The organism is Acinetobacter sp. MF4640 (assembly GCF_002018895.1).
Classification (GTDB): Bacteria; Pseudomonadota; Gammaproteobacteria; order Pseudomonadales; family Moraxellaceae; genus Acinetobacter; species Acinetobacter johnsonii.
Map to the genome: position 1 here is coordinate 37,876 of NZ_MVOM01000026.1, position 16,606 is coordinate 54,481.

Here is a 16,606-nt window from a genome sequence, read left to right on the forward strand (position 1 = left end):
TCAAGTAGGCTCTTTTTTATCGGTTCAGTACCAATAAACTTTCTTGAATAAAGGCGGGGAGGTCATATTGGGTTTGTGATGAAATGTATAAGTTATTGTCATTCACAACACCTGTGTCATACAGCACGGCACCTGCATCTTGTAAGTCTTGATGAAGGTGATGGATACACGTCATGCGCCTACCTTTCACAACTCCAGCATGCATTAAAATTTGCGGAACGTCTGCACTGCATAAAATAGGTTTTTGCATGTTTGCAAAGTGCCTGACAAATAAGACATAGCGTTCATCTTGGCACAGGTTGTCTGGCGAAAAACCGCCAGGAATGAGTAAGGCATCGAAGTCATGCACAGAGGCATCATCGATACTTTGGTCAATGGTGACAAAAGCTTTACGCTTTTTGCCATAAATGATTTTTCCAGCCTGACTTTCGAGGTTAATAATACTATGCCGAGCTGCTCGAAATGCTTCTACGGGTTCAGCATATTCGGCATCCTCAAAGTCATAGGTGACCAAGACTGCAATTTTTTTGTGCATGACAGTACCTACAGTTCATTATTGTTTTGTTTTATTGAGACTATAGAGCATTCGCTACTGCTGCATACTCTCTTTGTTATGAATACGTCAACTTTTAAGTAAAGCATATTTTAAAAGATATTCTAACGCACTGAAATACGGATGAATGGTGATTTTTGTGAAGTGTAGCAAAATTTTTCAAAAGCAAGACAGGGCTTTAAAAGGGAAGAGCTAAGACTCGAAAAACATCGTCGTGGTATTTTGCTTGAGCGATGTTTATGCATAACAGTAAGAAGAAAATAGGCAGGGCTCAGTGGTTTTATTGATGTCTATTATTGGGGCAGTTTATTGATAAACTTGATGATTAAATCAACTGTATGTTTTTAGCACTGAAACATACAAAGTCTTATTGCGCAAGATTTCAAAGCTAACTATTGTTATACTGTTTGCACAATGTTTATGAAGGGCGCCATAACAATGATCCAAGACGATCAAAACACAACGACTTCTCTTGACCTCAACCAAATCCGTCAGGATATCGACTCTGTTGATCAACAGATTCAACAACTTATTAATCGTCGAGCGAAACTGGCGGAAGCTGTTGCAAAAGCAAAATTTGCTTCTGAAGAGAATCCAATGTTTTACCGTCCAGAACGTGAAGCGCAAGTTTTACGGAATGTTATGGAGCGTAATGAAGGCCCTTTGTCTGATGTGACCATGGCACGTTTGTTCCGTGAAATCATGTCTGCATGTTTGGCTCTAGAAGCACCGCAAAGTATTGCATTTTTAGGCCCTGTCGGTACGTATACACATTCTGCGGTGTTGAAGCACTTTGGACATGATGCTGTGGTTCGTCCCTTACCGACGATTGATGAAGTGTTCCGTGAAGTGGAAGCAGGCAGTGCCCACTATGGTTTGGTGCCGGTAGAAAACTCATCAGAAGGTGTGGTCAACCATACTTTAGATTGCTTTAAAGCCTCAAACTTAAATGTGATTGGTGAAGTTGAATTGCGTATTCATCACCAGTTTCTTGTGTCTGAAAACACGCGTAAAGACAGTATTAAACTAATTTATGCGCATCAGCAAACTTTGGCGCAGTGCCGTGCATGGTTGGACGCGCACTATCCTGGTGTGGAACGTGTAGCTTTAAGCTCGAATGCTGAAGCGGCACGTCGTATTCGTACTGAATGGCATTCGGCTGCTATTGCATCTGATGTTGCAGCAAGTATTTATGACTTAGAAATTTTGCACAGTAATATTGAAGATAATCCTGAGAACACTACACGTTTCTTGGTGATTGGTCGTGAAAGAATCCCGCAAAGCGGTAATGATAAAACGTCATTGCTGATTTCTGCACATGATCGTGCAGGTGCATTATTGGAAATCCTTGCACCATTTGCAAAGCACAACATTAGTTTGACCAGTATCGAAACGCGTCCAGCACTGCCTGAAAAATGGGCTTATGTTTTCTTCATCGACCTAGAAGGGCATGTGGAACAAGACAATGTTAAAGCGGCGATTGAAGAGATTCGTCCACTCGTAAAAGAAGTTCGAGTATTGGGTTCATACCCGATTGCAGTACTGTAATCTCTAAGGTGGTTGGGTTTACTCTAAACTCAACCATGTACACCACTTGTAAGAATGGAAAGGTCACATGTCGTTTGCTCCAGCCAATGAAGGTATTGCGAAGTTAAAACCATATCAACCGGGTAAGCCAATCAGCGAATTAGAGCGTGAATTGGGCATGACCGATATTGTTAAACTTGCCTCAAATGAAAACCCTTTGGGTTGTTCGGACAAAGTAAAAGAAGCAGTTGCTGCTGAATTGGCGGAAATTGGACGATATCCAGATGGTGGTGGTTTTATCTTGAAGGATCAAGTGCATACGCAGTTTGGTGTAGCACATGATTGTATTACTTTAGGCAATGGTTCAAACGATTTACTTGAAATTTTTGCCCGTGCATTTGTTTCAGAAAAAGATTCGGTGGTGTATAGCCAACACGCATTTGCAGTCTATGCTTTGGTCACACAAGCGATTAATGCCGAAGCGATCGAAGTACCTGCTCAAGGTTTTTCGCATGACCTTGACGCGATGGCGGCAGCAATTAAAAACAATACCAAATTGGTGTTTATTGCAAATCCCAATAACCCGACAGGAACTTGGTTTGAAGAGGCTGAATTTGAGCGCTTCATGCAAAAAGTACCAAGTCATGTGATTGTGGTTTTAGATGAAGCTTATGTGGAATATTTCCCAGAAAACTTTAACAGCTTAAAGTTTTTAGCACAGTATTCAAACCTGATTGTTAGCCGTACCATGTCGAAGTGCTTTGGTTTAGCGGCATTACGTGTTGGCTTTGCTTTAGCATCGGCAGAAGTGACAGACTTCTTAAATCGTATTCGTCAGCCGTTTAACGTCAACCATTTAGCCATGGTGGCAGCGGTTGCTGCACTGAAAGATGAAGATTTCATTGAGAAATCACGTATGGTCAATAAAGCTGGCATGGTGCAACTTGAAACAGGTTTTAAAGCGCTAGGCCTAAACTATGAGCCTTCTCGTGCTAACTTCATTTTGGTCGATATACAAGCCGATCCTGCACAAACTTTTAATGCTTTATTAAAAGAAGGGGTGATTGTTCGTCCCGTGGGCATCGCCAATCATTTACGGGTATCGATTGGAACTGAAGCTGAAAATACGAAATTTTTAACGGCTTTGGCCAACGTACTAGGTTTAGAGGCGAACGCTTAAATTATGTCTGCGCCACTGTTTGAAAAAGTTGCATTTATTGGTCTTGGACTGATTGGTTCAAGTCTTGCACGGGTGATGATTGCTGAAGGTTTAACCCAAAATATTGTAGCCTCTACACGTTCGGAAAAAACCTTACAGGATGCCAAAGCTTTGGGCTTAATCCAACAGGGGTATAGCGATCCTGTACAGGCGGTTCAAGGTGCGGACTTGGTGGTTTTAGCTTTACCTGTTCGTGCAACGCAAAAAGTCTTGGAAACCATCAAACCATATTTGCAAGAACATACGATTATTACCGATGTGGGCAGTACCAAAGGTAATGTGGTCGATGCGGCCAAAGCTGTGTACGGTGAAGCATTGCCTGCTGGCTTTGTACCGGGGCATCCAATTGCGGGTGCAGAACATACAGGTGTGCATGCAGGTAAGGTCGATTTATTTGCAAATCATAAAGTGATTTTGACACCGTTACCAACCAGTGCTGATTGGGCCGTAGAGAAACTGATCCAACTGTGGCAAGCTGCGAAAGCAGAAGTGATTTGTATGGATGTGGCCAAGCATGATGAAGTCTTGGCGCATACCAGTCATCTTCCGCATTTGATGGCCTTTAACTTAGTTGAACAACTGGCAAACCGTGAAGATAATTTAGATATTTTTCGCTATGCTGCGGGGGGATTTCGCGATTTTTCTCGAATTGCGGCAAGTGACCCACAAATGTGGCACGACATCTTTTTTGCCAATAAAAAAGCCATTTTAAATGCCGTAGATGGTTTTGAAAACCAACTGGCAACGATTCGTAAACTCATTGAAGATGAAGATTCACATGCTTTAATGGGCTTGCTTGGACATGCGCAAGCAGCACGCCAGCATTTTAACCATATGCTGGCTCAAAAACCTTTCATGGAGAACAATAAAGTGACGACACAGCAATTCACCATATTACCGGGTAAAAAGAGTTTCCAAGGTAAGTTTAGCGTGCCAGGTGATAAATCTGTGTCACACCGTTCAATCATGTTTGGTGCAATTGCAGAAGGAACGACGCATGTGACAGGTTTCTTGGAAGGAGAAGATGCGCTAGCGACCTTACAAGCCTTCCGTGATATGGGCGTGAGCATTGAAGGTCCTAAAAATGGTGAAGTGACGATTCATGGTGTGGGCGTAAATGGCCTAAAAGCGCCAGCAAGTGCGCTTTACATGGGTAACTCAGGTACTTCGATGCGTCTGCTTTCAGGCATGCTTTCTGCGCAAAAATTTGACTCTGTAATGACGGGTGATGCATCACTGTCGAAGCGTCCAATGGAACGTATTGCTAAACCGTTACGCGAAATGGGCGCACAGATTCAAACAACAGGTGAGCGTGGTACACCTCCTGTTTCGATCACTGGAAACCAAGCTTTGCAAGGCATTCACTATGATTTGCCAATGGCATCTGCGCAGGTGAAATCTGGGATTTTATTGGCAGGTTTGTGGGCAGCAGGTGAAACATCGGTCACAGAACCTGAACCTACACGTGACCATACTGAACGTATGCTACGTGCATTTGGTTATGACGTGAAAACAGAAGGCAATCGTATTTCACTGCAAGGTGGCGGTAAGTTAGTTGGTACAGAGATTCAAGTGCCATCAGATATTTCGTCGGCTGCTTTCTTTATGGTGGGTGCTGCGATTACCGAAGGTTCAGACGTTACTTTAGAAGCCGTGGGCATTAACCCAACACGTACAGGTGTGATCGAGATTTTGAAGCAAATGGGTGCAGATATTACGGTTGAAAATGAACGTATTGCAGGCGGTGAGCCGATTGCAGATATTCGTATTCAAGGCACACGTACACTCAAAGGTATTCATATGCCTGAAGATCAAGTGCCATTGGCGATTGATGAATTTCCTGCATTGTTCATTGCGGCTGCCTGTGCAGAAGGGCAAACCGTACTAACGGGTGCTGCTGAACTGAGAGTAAAAGAGTCAGACCGTATTCAAGTGATGGCGGATGGTTTAAAAACCATGGGTATCGATTGTACGCCGACTGACGATGGCATCATCATCGAAGGTAAAGGTCATTCGGGCGAGTGGGGCGCGATTTTCACCGGTGGAGAAATTGAATCACATCACGATCACCGTATTGCAATGAGTTTCTCAATGGCAGGTTTACGCACCTCTGGTGAAATTAAAATCATTGGTACTGAAACGGTTGCTACGAGTTTCCCGACCTTTACGCAATTAAGCAATCAAGCCGGTTTAGCGATCCAAGTCACGGAATAAGACTAAAGCTTATATATTTTGTGTGAGAACAGCCAAGCTTTTGCTTGGCTGTTTTGTATTAAGCCATTATGCTAAACCCATATAACAAAAAAGCCTTTGGGATGATCAATGAGAAAATTACAATTTACGGCGCAGCATGGACAGCAGCAGGAAGTAAGTGAGAGTAGTGTAGTACAGAAGCAGGTACAAGACCTACTGGTTGAAAAGTTAGGTCAATTGGGTTTTGAAACTTTGCCACAAAGTGGTGATCAAGTGGCTGTGAGTGTCGATAATCATACTTTGCCACTGTCTATTACGTGCCAAGGTCATGACGGCGAAGGAAATCTGGTGTGCGAAATTGCCTCTTATCCAGATGAAGAGCAAGACTGGTTAGACCGAATTGCTGAACGAAGCTTATTAAATCAATTGGCACAAGCGGTTGAAACCACACTAAAAACAGATAAAAGTTTTACTGAGTTTGAGTGGAAAGGCTAATTGAATAGATAAAAAATGCTGAATTGGTTTTTCCTAATTCAGCATTTTTTAGAACAGAACACGTTTAATATTTTGATGGGTCAACGCGCTTATAACTGGATGTGCTATAAGACTTATTCCACACGTAACCACGTCTGACTACGTCCCACAGCCGAGACGCCTAAATAGCCTCTTAAGAATAGTTTTTTCCCATTTGGGCTAATTTTACCTTTTAGGCTATACAGCTTGCCTGAAACGGGGTCAATGATTTTGCCATGGGTATAATTAATATTATTTTCAGTTTTTAAACCTGTAATCACTTGCATACCAATAATAGGCTTATCGGTGTAGGGTGCAGGGCAGTTGGTGCAGAACTCTTTTGCTGTATAACCTGGGCGAGGAGTTGCTTTCAGTGCAGTTCCTGCATAAGTTCCATTGGCTTGCTTTTCAATTTTCACCAGACCTTTGGGTTCTCCAGTTTTATCATCGATATAACGCCAAGTTCCTATAATGTCCTGAGCACAGGCTGATGTGGTGGCTATAGTGACTAAAACTGCCCCGAGAATTGTTTTCATAAAATCCCTGAATATTTTAAAAATTATTTAAATGAATAGCTCTCTCGAGCTAAGATGTTGATTGTATAACTTATTATTTGAATAATGATGTGCAGAATATATCAAGTTCAAGCGTAGATTGTTGCATAAAGTACCATTAGCAGGGTTCAAGCCTCACTGATTTTTAAAACAGGTATTTGATGGAGGTAGTGCTGATTGAGTTTAGCGCTCAAAAGGGAGCTTAAAATTATTTTGGGAACAGAATAGATATAACGGACGGCTAATGAAGCGTTGGAATAGAAAAAGAGATACGTCTAGATTAAAAATAAAAAGTTCAAGAAAGAAAGGGGCTAATGTTAGACAGTCATTTCTTTCCTGAACTGAGTGATGCGTTAAATCCACAGGAAACGTGTAATCGCAATACGTAACTGTTTTAAGTAACCGGTAAAGAAATGGTTTGCACCAGGTAATACAGTCACTAAATGGCGCTGCGGTTTAGCCCATGTAATCATGTCAGACAGTAAGGTCACTTCATCGGCTTCGCCATGGATAAATAAGATGTCACCTTTAAGTTGAGGTGTTACATAGTGGCGCACACCTGCGACCGTTGCCGTTGGTAGACCACATAAAATGGTTTGTTTTGGTCGAATTTCTTCTTGTAAAGCATCATAGCATTTTGCCATGACATGCGCACCGAAACTAAAACCACCTGCATAGAAGGGTAAAGTTGTATGTGCTGCACGAGCATGCTTAATCACTTCAAGAACATCATCAGTTTCGCCATGACCTTCGTCGTGTAGACCAACACTTTGACCTGAGCCACGGAAACTTGGACGGTACACAATACAACCGCGTTCTAAGAACATTTGCGCAAGCAATGCTGGAACCTTGTGTTGAGGCGTACCACCTTGGAGTGGATGGGGGTGAGTAACTACCGCGAATCCTTTCACTTCACCCTGTGGATAATCTACAAAAACTTCAATTTGCCCAACTGGACCTTGAATGAACATCTGCTCAGACATAGAGAATCGATACATATAACAGGAGAATGGGCTAGTTTAACCGTTTATGCTTATTAAAAACACAGATTGGCAATAAAATAAGTCTACTGATATAGTCTGTTTAATTGTTTTTTAATCAGGTTATCTATGCTTGCCCTTGTTTCTCCTGCCAAAACTTTAGATTACCAAACTGCTTTACCAACCGATGCGTATACACAACCCAGATTGCTACAACATTCCCAAGAATTGATCGAAGTTAGTCGCAAACTGTCAGCAAGTGAAATTGCAAGCTTAATGAGTGTCAGTGAAAAAATTGCCACCTTAAATGTCGATCGTTTTCGCGATTGGCAGCCAGAATTCAACTTTGCAAATGCCCGACAAGCTATGTTTGCTTTTAAGGGCGATGTCTATACTGGTTTAGATGCTTATCATTTGTCAGAGTCGAGCATTGAATACGCACAGCAACATTTAAGAATGCTCTCTGGGTTATATGGTTTGCTACGTCCATTGGACTTGATGATGCCGTATCGTTTAGAGATGGGAACTAAGCTAGCTAACCCACGCGGACATAATCTGTATGAGTTTTGGGGCAATCACATTACCGATTTAATTAACCAAGATTTAGAACAGGCAGGTTCGAAAATTTTGCTGAATATTGCTTCGGATGAATACTATAAATCTGTGAAAGAAAGCAAAATTCAAGCAGAAATTATTAAACCTGTGTTTTTAGATCAGAAAAATGGCAAATATAAAGTCATTAGTTTCTATGCCAAAAAAGCGCGTGGTTTGATGGCGCGTTATATGATTGAAAACCAAATTGATCAAATTGAGGGGTTAAAATCATTCCAAACAGATGGTTATTATTTTGATGCAGATAGCTCATTAAAAAGTGAGTTGGTCTTTAAACGAGATGAACAGGCAGCATAACGAAAGGGCATTCCAATGGTGCAGTATACAAAACAGTTTCAGGACTATTGGGCGCTCACCGCAAAGCAATTGAGTTTGGATGACGATACCACTCAAAAGTTCCATGCCTCGCTGTATAACGCCTATAGTGAAGTACAGCGGCATTATCATAGCATTCAACATATTGTTGAATGTTTTGAGCATTTTCATCAGATCAAAACCTACCTAGACGATCCTTTGTCTGTTGAGTTGGCCATTTGGTTTCATGATGTCATTTACAACCCGCAAGCACATGATAATGAGCAGCAAAGCGCCGACTATATGCAACGGATGCTTAAAAATGTGCTTGGAGCTGAGCAAATTGCAAAGCTCTACGCATGGATTTTGGCAACAAAAGCACATGCACCGACAGTTGACACTGATTTGGCTTATTTATTGGATATTGATCTGGCTATTTTAGCCAGTGATCCTATGCGTTTTGCTGAATATGAACGCCAAATTCAGCAAGAATATGCTTGGGTTGAGCCCGCACTTTATGTGCAGAAGCGCCAGCAAGTGTTAAGGCACTTTTTAGAAACGCAACCACTGTACCAGACGCCATTTTTCCAAAAGTGCTATGAGCGTCTTGCTAAGCAGAACTTAGCCCAAACTTTAGGTGTTTAAAGCCCTTTAAATGCTTCGATGGCACGAACACGACTGGATTTTAAATCGACGATTGGTTTGGGGTAGTCCAAATCCATATTCTGCTGCTTCGCATAAGGCTCATGAATGTTTTTGGCATCTAAATGTGCAAGCTCTGGCAGCCACTGTCGAATATAATCACCATTGCTATCAAATTTCTGAGATTGGCTCACAGGGTTAAAGACTCGGAAGTAAGGCACAGCATCGGTGCCTGTGGAGGCACACCACTGCCATCCGCCATTATTGGCAGCTAAGTCACCATCAGCCAAATGTTGCATAAACCATTGCTCGCCAAGTCGCCAATCAATCAACAAGTTTTTAGTTAAGAACATTGCGACAATCATACGGACACGATTGTGCATCCAACCTGTCGCAAGTAGTTGTCGCATGCCTGCATCCACAATTGCAATACCAGTACGACCTTGTTGCCATGCGTTTAAATCTTCAGGCGAATCTCGCCAAACAATACGCTGTGTGTTGGTTTTAAATGGTAGATGTTTAGAGACATGTGGAAAATCAAATAAAATATGTTGATAAAACTCCCGCCAAAGTAATTCATCTAACCAAGTCTGCTGGCCTGTGTTATCAATCATAAATTGACCGTGTTGAGCACGAAACAGGGCATTGAGACACTGGCGAATCGACACGATCCCGAGATTTAAATAAGTTGAAAGTTGACTGGTGCTATTTAAAAATGGAAAGTCCCTCTCTTTTTGATAGCCACTAACTTTGTGATCAATAAAATCATCGAGCACTGAAAGCGCATATATTTCCGTTTCAGGCCAATAGGCTTTAATTTGATTTAGCTCATTCGTATTCACATCAATCAGCGATTCAATGTGTGGAATGGTTGCATTTAAATCGGTAGGAAGTTGTATGGGCTGCTGCGTAGAAGGGAGTGGATAGCACTGCGGTAAGCCAATATTTAAGCGCTCATAACAGGTTTTTTTAAAAGCGCCAAAGACTTGATAGGGCTTACCAGATTGGTTACGAATACTGTTTAAGGGAAAGAGGGTTCGATCTTGGAAGAGTGTAAATTCAATGTGTTGCTGATTTAAGCATTGTTGAACTTCGGCATCGCGCTTAAGCTCATTCACGCCCATTTCGATATTTGCAAAAATCTGTTGTACTTGCAGTGTATGACACAAAGATGAAAGCCGACGTGGAATATCTTGCCACAGCGGAATATTTAGAATGAGCAAAGGAATATTCAGCTGAGCAAGGCTCTGTTTTAAATCGTGCAATTGTCTGACATATAAATCAATTTTTACAGCTGCATCATGATGTAATAGCCACTGTTGTGGGGATAGGATCACTAAAGCCAGCATAGGTCCATGTTGGCTTGCATGCCAAAGTGCGGCATGGTCGTGTATGCGAAGATCTTGTCTAAACCAAATTATGTTCATAAAAGGTTAATCAACTGTAATTTTTTGAAATATAAAATATTACAAAATTGAGCACTTTGATCATATTTTTTTCTCACTCATTTAATTTAATCTTATGTTATTGAAATAATTAAATCAGAAAAAACTATAAAGTGTGAAGATACTTTTTATCTGATAAATGTGTGGCCCTTTGTATTATTTGTTATGATTTGTAATCATGCTAAAGCAGTTGTGGATATTGTGAATGTCATGAAAAAAATTCTAATCCCTATTTTTGTGGCTGCTGTTTGTTTGCTTGGGTTTGTTGTTTTTCAGGATACAGAAACGAAAAAACAGCAACAGTTGAATCAACTCATGAACAGTACTGAGCCTAAAGTGCAAAAGTTGAGTCCTCTCTCAAAGGCAAACGTCGTGCCTGAAAAAGTCAATAGCTCGTTTTCAAAGTGATGCTGAAGCAATAATCGATCAGGTCTCCATTAAAGTAATTTGAAGCTTAAGATAGAATAAAATCATGTATAAATGACTTATCGTGTTGAATTTTAATTAAAAATAAATTTAAAACAATTAAAAATCAGTGTGTTATAATTCGCGCCAAGATATATTGAATTTTAGACTTTGAGTCTAAAATGACGTTTTTGTTGAAAGCTGCATACGGTTTATGCGGCTTTTTTGTTTAGGTATATATGGTTCGACCATACGTTTGAATCATTCATGGCTAAATAAACTTTTCCTGAATTGAGGAAATTTGGCATATTCATTGCTTTAACTTCCAGAAATTTAATCAGATTTTCATCGTACTGAGTGTCGAAATTTTTTGGCAGTTATACAGTTTTAAAAGTTTATTTACAGGGGCTAGGTCATGACGACTCCTAATCCATCTTCAGAAAATATGCTCGAGCGTATGTTCAAACTGAGTGAAAATAAAACCAGTTTTCGTACAGAGCTTCTTGCAGGTGTAACCACATTCTTAACCATGTGTTACATCATTATTGTGAATCCAATGATTTTATCCGAAACGGGGATGGATCATGGTGCTGTCTTTGTAGCGACTTGTCTTGCAGCCGCAATTGGCTGTTTGGTTATGGGTATTGTTGCAAATTATCCAATTGCATTAGCACCAGGTATGGGCTTAAACGCTTACTTTACCTATTCGGTGTGTATGGGTATGGGTGTGCCTTGGCAGACTGCTTTAGCTGCAGTGTTTGTATCAGGTTTGGTGTTCATTGCGATCAGTATGTTTAAGATCCGTGAAGCCATTGTGAATGCAATCCCAATGTCGCTTAAGCTTGCGATTGGCGGTGGAATTGGTTTATTCCTTGCGTTGATTGCTTTAAAAAATGCAGGCGTTATTGTGGACAATCCAGCGACTTTGGTTGGATTGGGCGACTTAAAGCAACCGACGGTTCTTTTGGCTTTATTTGGCTTCTTGATGGTGGTTGTACTGCATCACTTTAAAGTGCGTGGTGCCATCATTATCAGCATCTTGGCTTTAACTGCAATTTCAACAGCAATGGGCTTAAGCGAGTTCAAAGGTGTTGTTGGTGAGATTCCATCAATTGCTCCAACATTCATGCAAATGGACTTTGAAGGTCTATTTACGGCAAGCTTAGTGGGTGTCATCTTTGTATTTTTCTTGGTCGATTTATTTGACTCAACAGGTACATTGGTTGGCGTGTCACACCGTGCAGGCTTACTGAAAGATGGCAAGCTTCCACGTTTGAAAAAAGCATTATTTGCAGACTCAACCGCAATTGTTGCAGGTGCAGCATTAGGTACATCTTCGACGACACCATATATTGAGTCGTCTGCGGGTGTTGCTGCTGGTGGCCGTACAGGTTTAACCGCAGTTGTGGTCGGTGTGTTATTTATCTTATGTTTGTTTTTAGCACCCTTAGCTCAATCTGTACCCGGTTTTGCAACAGCTCCAGCATTGTTATTTGTTGGCGTGTTAATGATTCAGGGGATTACCCATATTGATTGGGATGATATTACTGAAGCTGTACCTGCGTTCTTAACCATTGTATTTATGCCATTTACCTACTCAATTGCAGATGGCATTGCGATGGGCTTTATTAGCTATGCATTGGTTAAATTGTTCACCGGTAAAGCGGCGACTGTACCGTACATGGTGTGGATTGTAGCTGTGCTTTGGGCATTAAAATTCGCGTTATTTGGTGGCTAATTCATCAAATAGTGATAAGGGTGTAAACTCAGTTTACGCCCTTTTTTATTTTTAAAGAGGAAAAGATATGAGTCAATTGGAGCTCATTCGTGCTTTACCAAAAGCTGAATTGCATGTGCATATTGAAGGGACATTTGAGCCAGAACTCATGTTTGCAATCGCACAGCGTAATCAAATAGACATTCCTTATAAGTCGGTTGAAGAAGTAAAACAGGCTTATAATTTTCACAATTTGCAATCATTTTTAGACATCTATTATGCAGGTGCAAATGTACTGATTCATGAGCAAGATTTCTACGACTTGGCTTGGGCGTATTTTGAAAAATGTGCCGAAGACCGTGTAGTGCATACCGAAATGTTTTTTGATCCACAAACGCATACAGACCGCGGTATTGCTTTTGAAACAGTGATTAATGGTCTGCAACGCGCATGTGATGATGCCAAGGCAAAATTTGGCATTAGTTCGCATTTGATTATGTGTTTCTTGCGTCATTTAAGTGAAGAAGCAGCCCTTGAAACTTTAGCACAGGCATTGCCGTATAAAGATCAAATCATTGGTGTAGGCTTGGACTCAAGCGAAGTTGGACATCCTCCTTCAAAGTTTGAACGTGTCTTTGCTAAAGCACGTGAAGCAGGCTTTTTAGTGGTTGCGCATGCGGGTGAAGAAGGTCCAGCAGAATATGTGTGGGAAGCTTTAGATTTGCTTAAAGTGAATCGTATTGACCACGGTGTGCGTTCTGAAGAAGATCCTGTATTAATGCAGCGTTTGATCGCAGAGAAAATGCCACTAACAGTTTGTCCGCTAAGTAACTTAAAGTTATGTGTCGTTGAAGATATGGCACAGCACAATATCCGCCGTTTGTTGCAACAAGGTGTGCAAGTAACAGTAAATTCAGACGATCCATCGTACTTTGGTGGTTATATGAATGATAACTTTATTGCCATTACAGATGCGTTAGACTTAACAGCAGCTGAGCTAAAACAATTGGCGTTGAACTCTTTTGAAGCGTCGTTTATTTCGGCAGAAGAGAAGCAAAAATGGGCGGCTGAAATTGTAGCCATTGCTTAATCTAATGTCCTTTTAAAGACAGAGTTCGCTCTGTCTTTTTTATGTGAGGTCGATATGAAAAAAATCATTGCATTGCTTGTGGTTATTTTTGTGCTCTTTGCAGTTTATTTGCTCAAAACGGATATTGGGTTAACGCAAAAACTACTAAAGCCAGTGGTGGTGTATCAGTGCGGTGTCGAGCTTGAAGCGACAAGGCTGTGGAAAGTCAGTACAGCATTGCTTGGTGAAGAGAAAAAGAATCAGCTCCAAACGCAAATCTGTGGTTGCGTGGGTGAAAATGCGTTAAACGATATTCCAGCAATAACTTTGTTGCGCGCAGTGGTTGATGAACAAGTCAAAAAACAGGTGGTCCAACAGGGTGTGTTGAATACGCTGAAAGGATGTGTGGTGGATGAAGTCCTAAAAGCAACAGATTGATGCTTTTAGGCTAATTCAACTTGGTCTTACTTTGCTTGTTTGGTCATGCTATTTAACACATTATCTTTATCAATAAAGTGGTGTTTCAGTGCTGCTGCAATATGACCCACTAACAGCAATCCTGCAGCCCATGAAATCCAGATATGTAAAGGTTTTACGATTGCGAGTAATTCAGGGTTGTCTTGTACTAAACGGGGAATTTCAAAAAGGTACAATACAGGCGCAGGGTGCCCAGCACTCCAGCTAAATAAACAGCCAGTAATTGGCAAAGCCAACAAAATGAAATATAAAGCCAAATGACCGAGGTGTGCCATTTTTTGCATGAACGGTGACATACTGTCTGGAAGTTTGGGTGCAGGGTGGGTATAGCGCCAAAAGATACGAATCACCACCAGAAAAATAATCGTGGTTGCAATGTTCTTATGTAAGGTAATGATATCCCCTTTAAAGCTACCATCAGCATCATAGCTGAGGAAGTTTCCGCTATAAAAACCAATCAGCCAAGCAGCAATAAAGATAATTGCCATGAGCCAATGCAGAATTTGAGCGGTACGCGTGTAATGGGTATTTGCCGAGTTCATTAGGTTCACATCCATTTTTATGTTGCGCTATTTTATAGAACTATAGATAGGTCAAAAATGTAGTAGATGCAACATAGCGTTGATATTCTGCAACGCTGCATAGACCAGTGACGCATGACTGATCTAAAACTGTGCAATAAGCGAAAGATATTAAAATGGCATGGAAATAGTGTTTCCGTAACTAGCAAAGATTCGGCAAAATACGCGCACTTTAACTGTTATAAATGGATATATCCGTGAAAAAAATGATTGCAGTGCTTGCTCCTTTGGCTTTGATCCTTTCGGCTTGTACAACGACTGATATAGCAACGACCAATACGACGACCACCACACAACAACTGGGTACAGCAGCGCTTAAAATTGCCATTAATGCAAAATGTACGACTGAGTTGAATAATCTGCCAGCATGGAAAACAGCAACCAAATTTATGACGGCTGATCAAAAAACCGATATTCAAACCGAAATTTGTGGTTGTGTCAGTGAGAAAGCCCCACAAAATATTACCGCTGTCGATGTGGCAACAGCGGCCATTGACCCTGCGGCGCGTACAACCATTATTAGCAATGCTGTGACGAAAACCATCAATGCATGTGTGGCTGAAGTGGTGAATTAAGTTGTGATATATCAAAGAAGCGGGGGACATGCCTCGCTTCTTTGCGGTTTTTTGTACTTTTTGGCGTTTATCTTTTATATTGATGTGAATAATAACAATTGAAGCCTGATTTCTTTTACAACAAAGGGTGTATCTGTATGAAAAATGATAAGTTAATTCTCTGTTTGTTTGGCTCGCTTATGCTTTCCGCGTGTGTGTCGAATCCTTTATCTAGCTCAGATGATGATGGAATTTCGGCTATTAAAATGGCCTCACATGCAAAATGTATGGATGAAATCGAAACTAATCCGACATGGGTTGTGGGCAGTAAGCTGTTATCTGAAGACCAAAAACAGAAGAAAAAACGTGAAGTCTGCAACTGTGTGGGTGATAACTCGCCCAAAGTGTTGTCTAAAGAGCAGTTGGCTTTGGCGGCAATTGATCCCAAAGCAAAGGCAACCTATAGCGCTTTAGCAGCAACAAAAACAACAGCCACATGCGCCTCTGAAATGCTAAACTAAGCCAATAAATTGTTAAGTTTTTAAAATGGCTGTTGATCAGCCATTTTTTATGAGAGTAGAAAATGCAAATTGCAGGTGCAGATGAGGCAGGGCGCGGCCCTTTGGTGGGTTCAGTGGTCGCTGCTGCGGTAATATTAGACCCGAATAACCCGATACAAGGGTTAAATGATTCCAAAAAACTGACCGAAAAAAAACGTGAAAAACTTTTTGTCGAAATTAAGGAAAAAGCATTGGCATGGGCGATTGCTGAGGCGAGTGCTGCTGAAATTGATGAGATCAACATTTTACAAGCATCTTTGCTTGCGATGCGCCGCGCGGTTGAACAGCTTGCAATACAGCCTGAACATGTCTTGGTTGATGGTAATAAAATTCCACAAGGCTTGAGTATGAGCTGTGAGGCAATTGTGGGTGGGGATGCTTTACATGCTGAAATCTCAGCGGCGAGTATTTTGGCCAAAGTGACACGTGATCATCAAATGATTGAGATGGATCGAAAATATCCTCAGTTTGGATTTGCCAAACACAAAGGTTATCCAACCAAAGCGCACTTTGAAGCGATTGCTGAACATGGGGTTATCGACGAGCATCGTCGTAGTTTTGGGCCTGTAAAGAAAGTGATCGAGGGCAGAGTAAAACTTGAAGTGCGACATAAACCACCTAATTAATTTAAAGGGTTTATGGAGTATATAAAATTGTCATACCATCATCTTAACTTTGAAGATCGTACTGCATTAATGCTTGAGTCAAGAA

At 41.2% G+C, this 16,606-nt stretch carries 18 protein-coding genes; 13 read left to right on the plus strand and 5 right to left on the minus strand.

What is annotated here, in order from left to right:
• Positions 1-16: 16 nt before the first annotated feature.
• Entirely contained in the window at positions 17-535 is a 519-nt protein-coding gene (locus MF4640_RS10175) for a DJ-1/PfpI family protein (RefSeq protein ID WP_078389492.1), read from the minus strand.
• 456 nt (positions 536-991) lie between these two features.
• Between MF4640_RS10175 and pheA the strand changes: the two genes are divergently transcribed.
• From pheA to MF4640_RS10195, 4 genes are all read left to right on the plus strand, one after another.
• Positions 992-2,101 (plus strand): prephenate dehydratase, encoded by a 1,110-nt coding sequence (gene pheA / locus MF4640_RS10180; protein ID WP_078389501.1) that lies wholly within the window; start codon positions 992-994, stop codon positions 2,099-2,101.
• 67 nt (positions 2,102-2,168) lie between these two features.
• Positions 2,169-3,260, plus strand: a complete 1,092-nt coding sequence (gene hisC / locus MF4640_RS10185) for a histidinol-phosphate transaminase (RefSeq protein WP_078389493.1) — start codon at positions 2,169-2,171, stop codon at positions 3,258-3,260.
• Positions 3,261-3,263: 3 nt separating this feature from the next.
• Positions 3,264-5,513 carry a bifunctional prephenate dehydrogenase/3-phosphoshikimate 1-carboxyvinyltransferase gene (locus MF4640_RS10190; protein WP_062033886.1) on the plus strand — a complete coding sequence of 750 codons (2,250 nt, stop codon included), beginning with the start codon at positions 3,264-3,266 and terminating at the stop codon, positions 5,511-5,513.
• A gap of 108 nt (positions 5,514-5,621) precedes the next feature.
• A complete protein-coding gene (locus tag MF4640_RS10195; protein WP_005400562.1) occupies positions 5,622-5,987 on the plus strand; it encodes a hypothetical protein in 366 nt (121 codons plus the stop codon).
• 113 nt (positions 5,988-6,100) lie between these two features.
• Here the strand turns inward: MF4640_RS10195 and MF4640_RS10200 are convergent, their stop codons facing one another.
• Together MF4640_RS10200 and MF4640_RS10205 are read right to left on the minus strand one after the other, a co-directional pair.
• Positions 6,101-6,541 carry a DUF2147 domain-containing protein gene (locus MF4640_RS10200; RefSeq protein ID WP_010327146.1) on the minus strand — a complete coding sequence of 147 codons (441 nt, stop codon included), beginning with the start codon at positions 6,539-6,541 and terminating at the stop codon, positions 6,101-6,103.
• A 371-nt stretch (positions 6,542-6,912) separates the two neighbouring features.
• A complete protein-coding gene (locus MF4640_RS10205) occupies positions 6,913-7,542 on the minus strand; it encodes an alpha/beta hydrolase (RefSeq protein WP_010327145.1) in 630 nt (209 codons plus the stop codon).
• Positions 7,543-7,668: 126 nt separating this feature from the next.
• Between MF4640_RS10205 and yaaA the strand changes: the two genes are divergently transcribed.
• Positions 7,669-8,448, plus strand: a complete 780-nt coding sequence (gene yaaA / locus MF4640_RS10210) for a peroxide stress protein YaaA (protein ID WP_004696136.1) — start codon at positions 7,669-7,671, stop codon at positions 8,446-8,448.
• 15 nt (positions 8,449-8,463) lie between these two features.
• A complete protein-coding gene (locus tag MF4640_RS10215) occupies positions 8,464-9,090 on the plus strand; it encodes a hypothetical protein (RefSeq protein ID WP_004696137.1) in 627 nt (208 codons plus the stop codon).
• On the opposite strand, the gene MF4640_RS10220 is transcribed toward MF4640_RS10215, so the two are convergent.
• Complete coding sequence (locus MF4640_RS10220) at positions 9,087-10,514, minus strand: cryptochrome/photolyase family protein (RefSeq protein WP_078389494.1); 1,428 nt, start codon at positions 10,512-10,514, stop codon at positions 9,087-9,089. The two genes, MF4640_RS10215 and MF4640_RS10220, sit on opposite strands and share 4 nt — an antisense overlap.
• A gap of 228 nt (positions 10,515-10,742) precedes the next feature.
• Between MF4640_RS10220 and MF4640_RS10225 the strand changes: the two genes are divergently transcribed.
• From MF4640_RS10225 to MF4640_RS10240, 4 genes are all read left to right on the plus strand, one after another.
• Positions 10,743-10,940: a hypothetical protein gene (locus MF4640_RS10225; RefSeq protein WP_224216868.1), complete on the plus strand. Its 198-nt coding sequence runs from the start codon at positions 10,743-10,745 to the stop codon at positions 10,938-10,940.
• Between the two features lie 412 nt (positions 10,941-11,352).
• Positions 11,353-12,675, plus strand: a complete 1,323-nt coding sequence (locus MF4640_RS10230) for an NCS2 family permease (protein ID WP_004696144.1) — start codon at positions 11,353-11,355, stop codon at positions 12,673-12,675.
• A gap of 67 nt (positions 12,676-12,742) precedes the next feature.
• A complete protein-coding gene (locus tag MF4640_RS10235; protein ID WP_078389495.1) occupies positions 12,743-13,744 on the plus strand; it encodes an adenosine deaminase in 1,002 nt (333 codons plus the stop codon).
• A 54-nt stretch (positions 13,745-13,798) separates the two neighbouring features.
• Complete coding sequence (locus MF4640_RS10240; protein WP_078389496.1) at positions 13,799-14,161, plus strand: hypothetical protein; 363 nt, start codon at positions 13,799-13,801, stop codon at positions 14,159-14,161.
• Positions 14,162-14,187: 26 nt separating this feature from the next.
• Here the strand turns inward: MF4640_RS10240 and MF4640_RS10245 are convergent, their stop codons facing one another.
• Complete coding sequence (locus MF4640_RS10245) at positions 14,188-14,742, minus strand: cytochrome b (protein WP_078389497.1); 555 nt, start codon at positions 14,740-14,742, stop codon at positions 14,188-14,190.
• Positions 14,743-14,978: 236 nt separating this feature from the next.
• Here MF4640_RS10245 and MF4640_RS10250 point away from each other — a divergent pair, with 236 nt between their 5' ends.
• The 3 genes from MF4640_RS10250 to rnhB all read left to right on the plus strand — a co-directional run bounded on the left by MF4640_RS10250 (position 14,979) and on the right by rnhB (position 16,521).
• Positions 14,979-15,356, plus strand: coding sequence for a hypothetical protein (locus MF4640_RS10250; protein ID WP_078389498.1), 378 nt, complete (start codon positions 14,979-14,981; stop codon positions 15,354-15,356).
• 137 nt (positions 15,357-15,493) lie between these two features.
• The gene (locus tag MF4640_RS10255; RefSeq protein ID WP_078389499.1) at positions 15,494-15,856 is read left to right on the plus strand and encodes a hypothetical protein; all 363 of its coding nucleotides are present in this window, start codon (positions 15,494-15,496) and stop codon (positions 15,854-15,856) included.
• 62 nt (positions 15,857-15,918) lie between these two features.
• Complete coding sequence (rnhB, locus tag MF4640_RS10260) at positions 15,919-16,521, plus strand: ribonuclease HII (protein WP_078389500.1); 603 nt, start codon at positions 15,919-15,921, stop codon at positions 16,519-16,521.
• Positions 16,522-16,606: the final 85 nt, after the last annotated feature.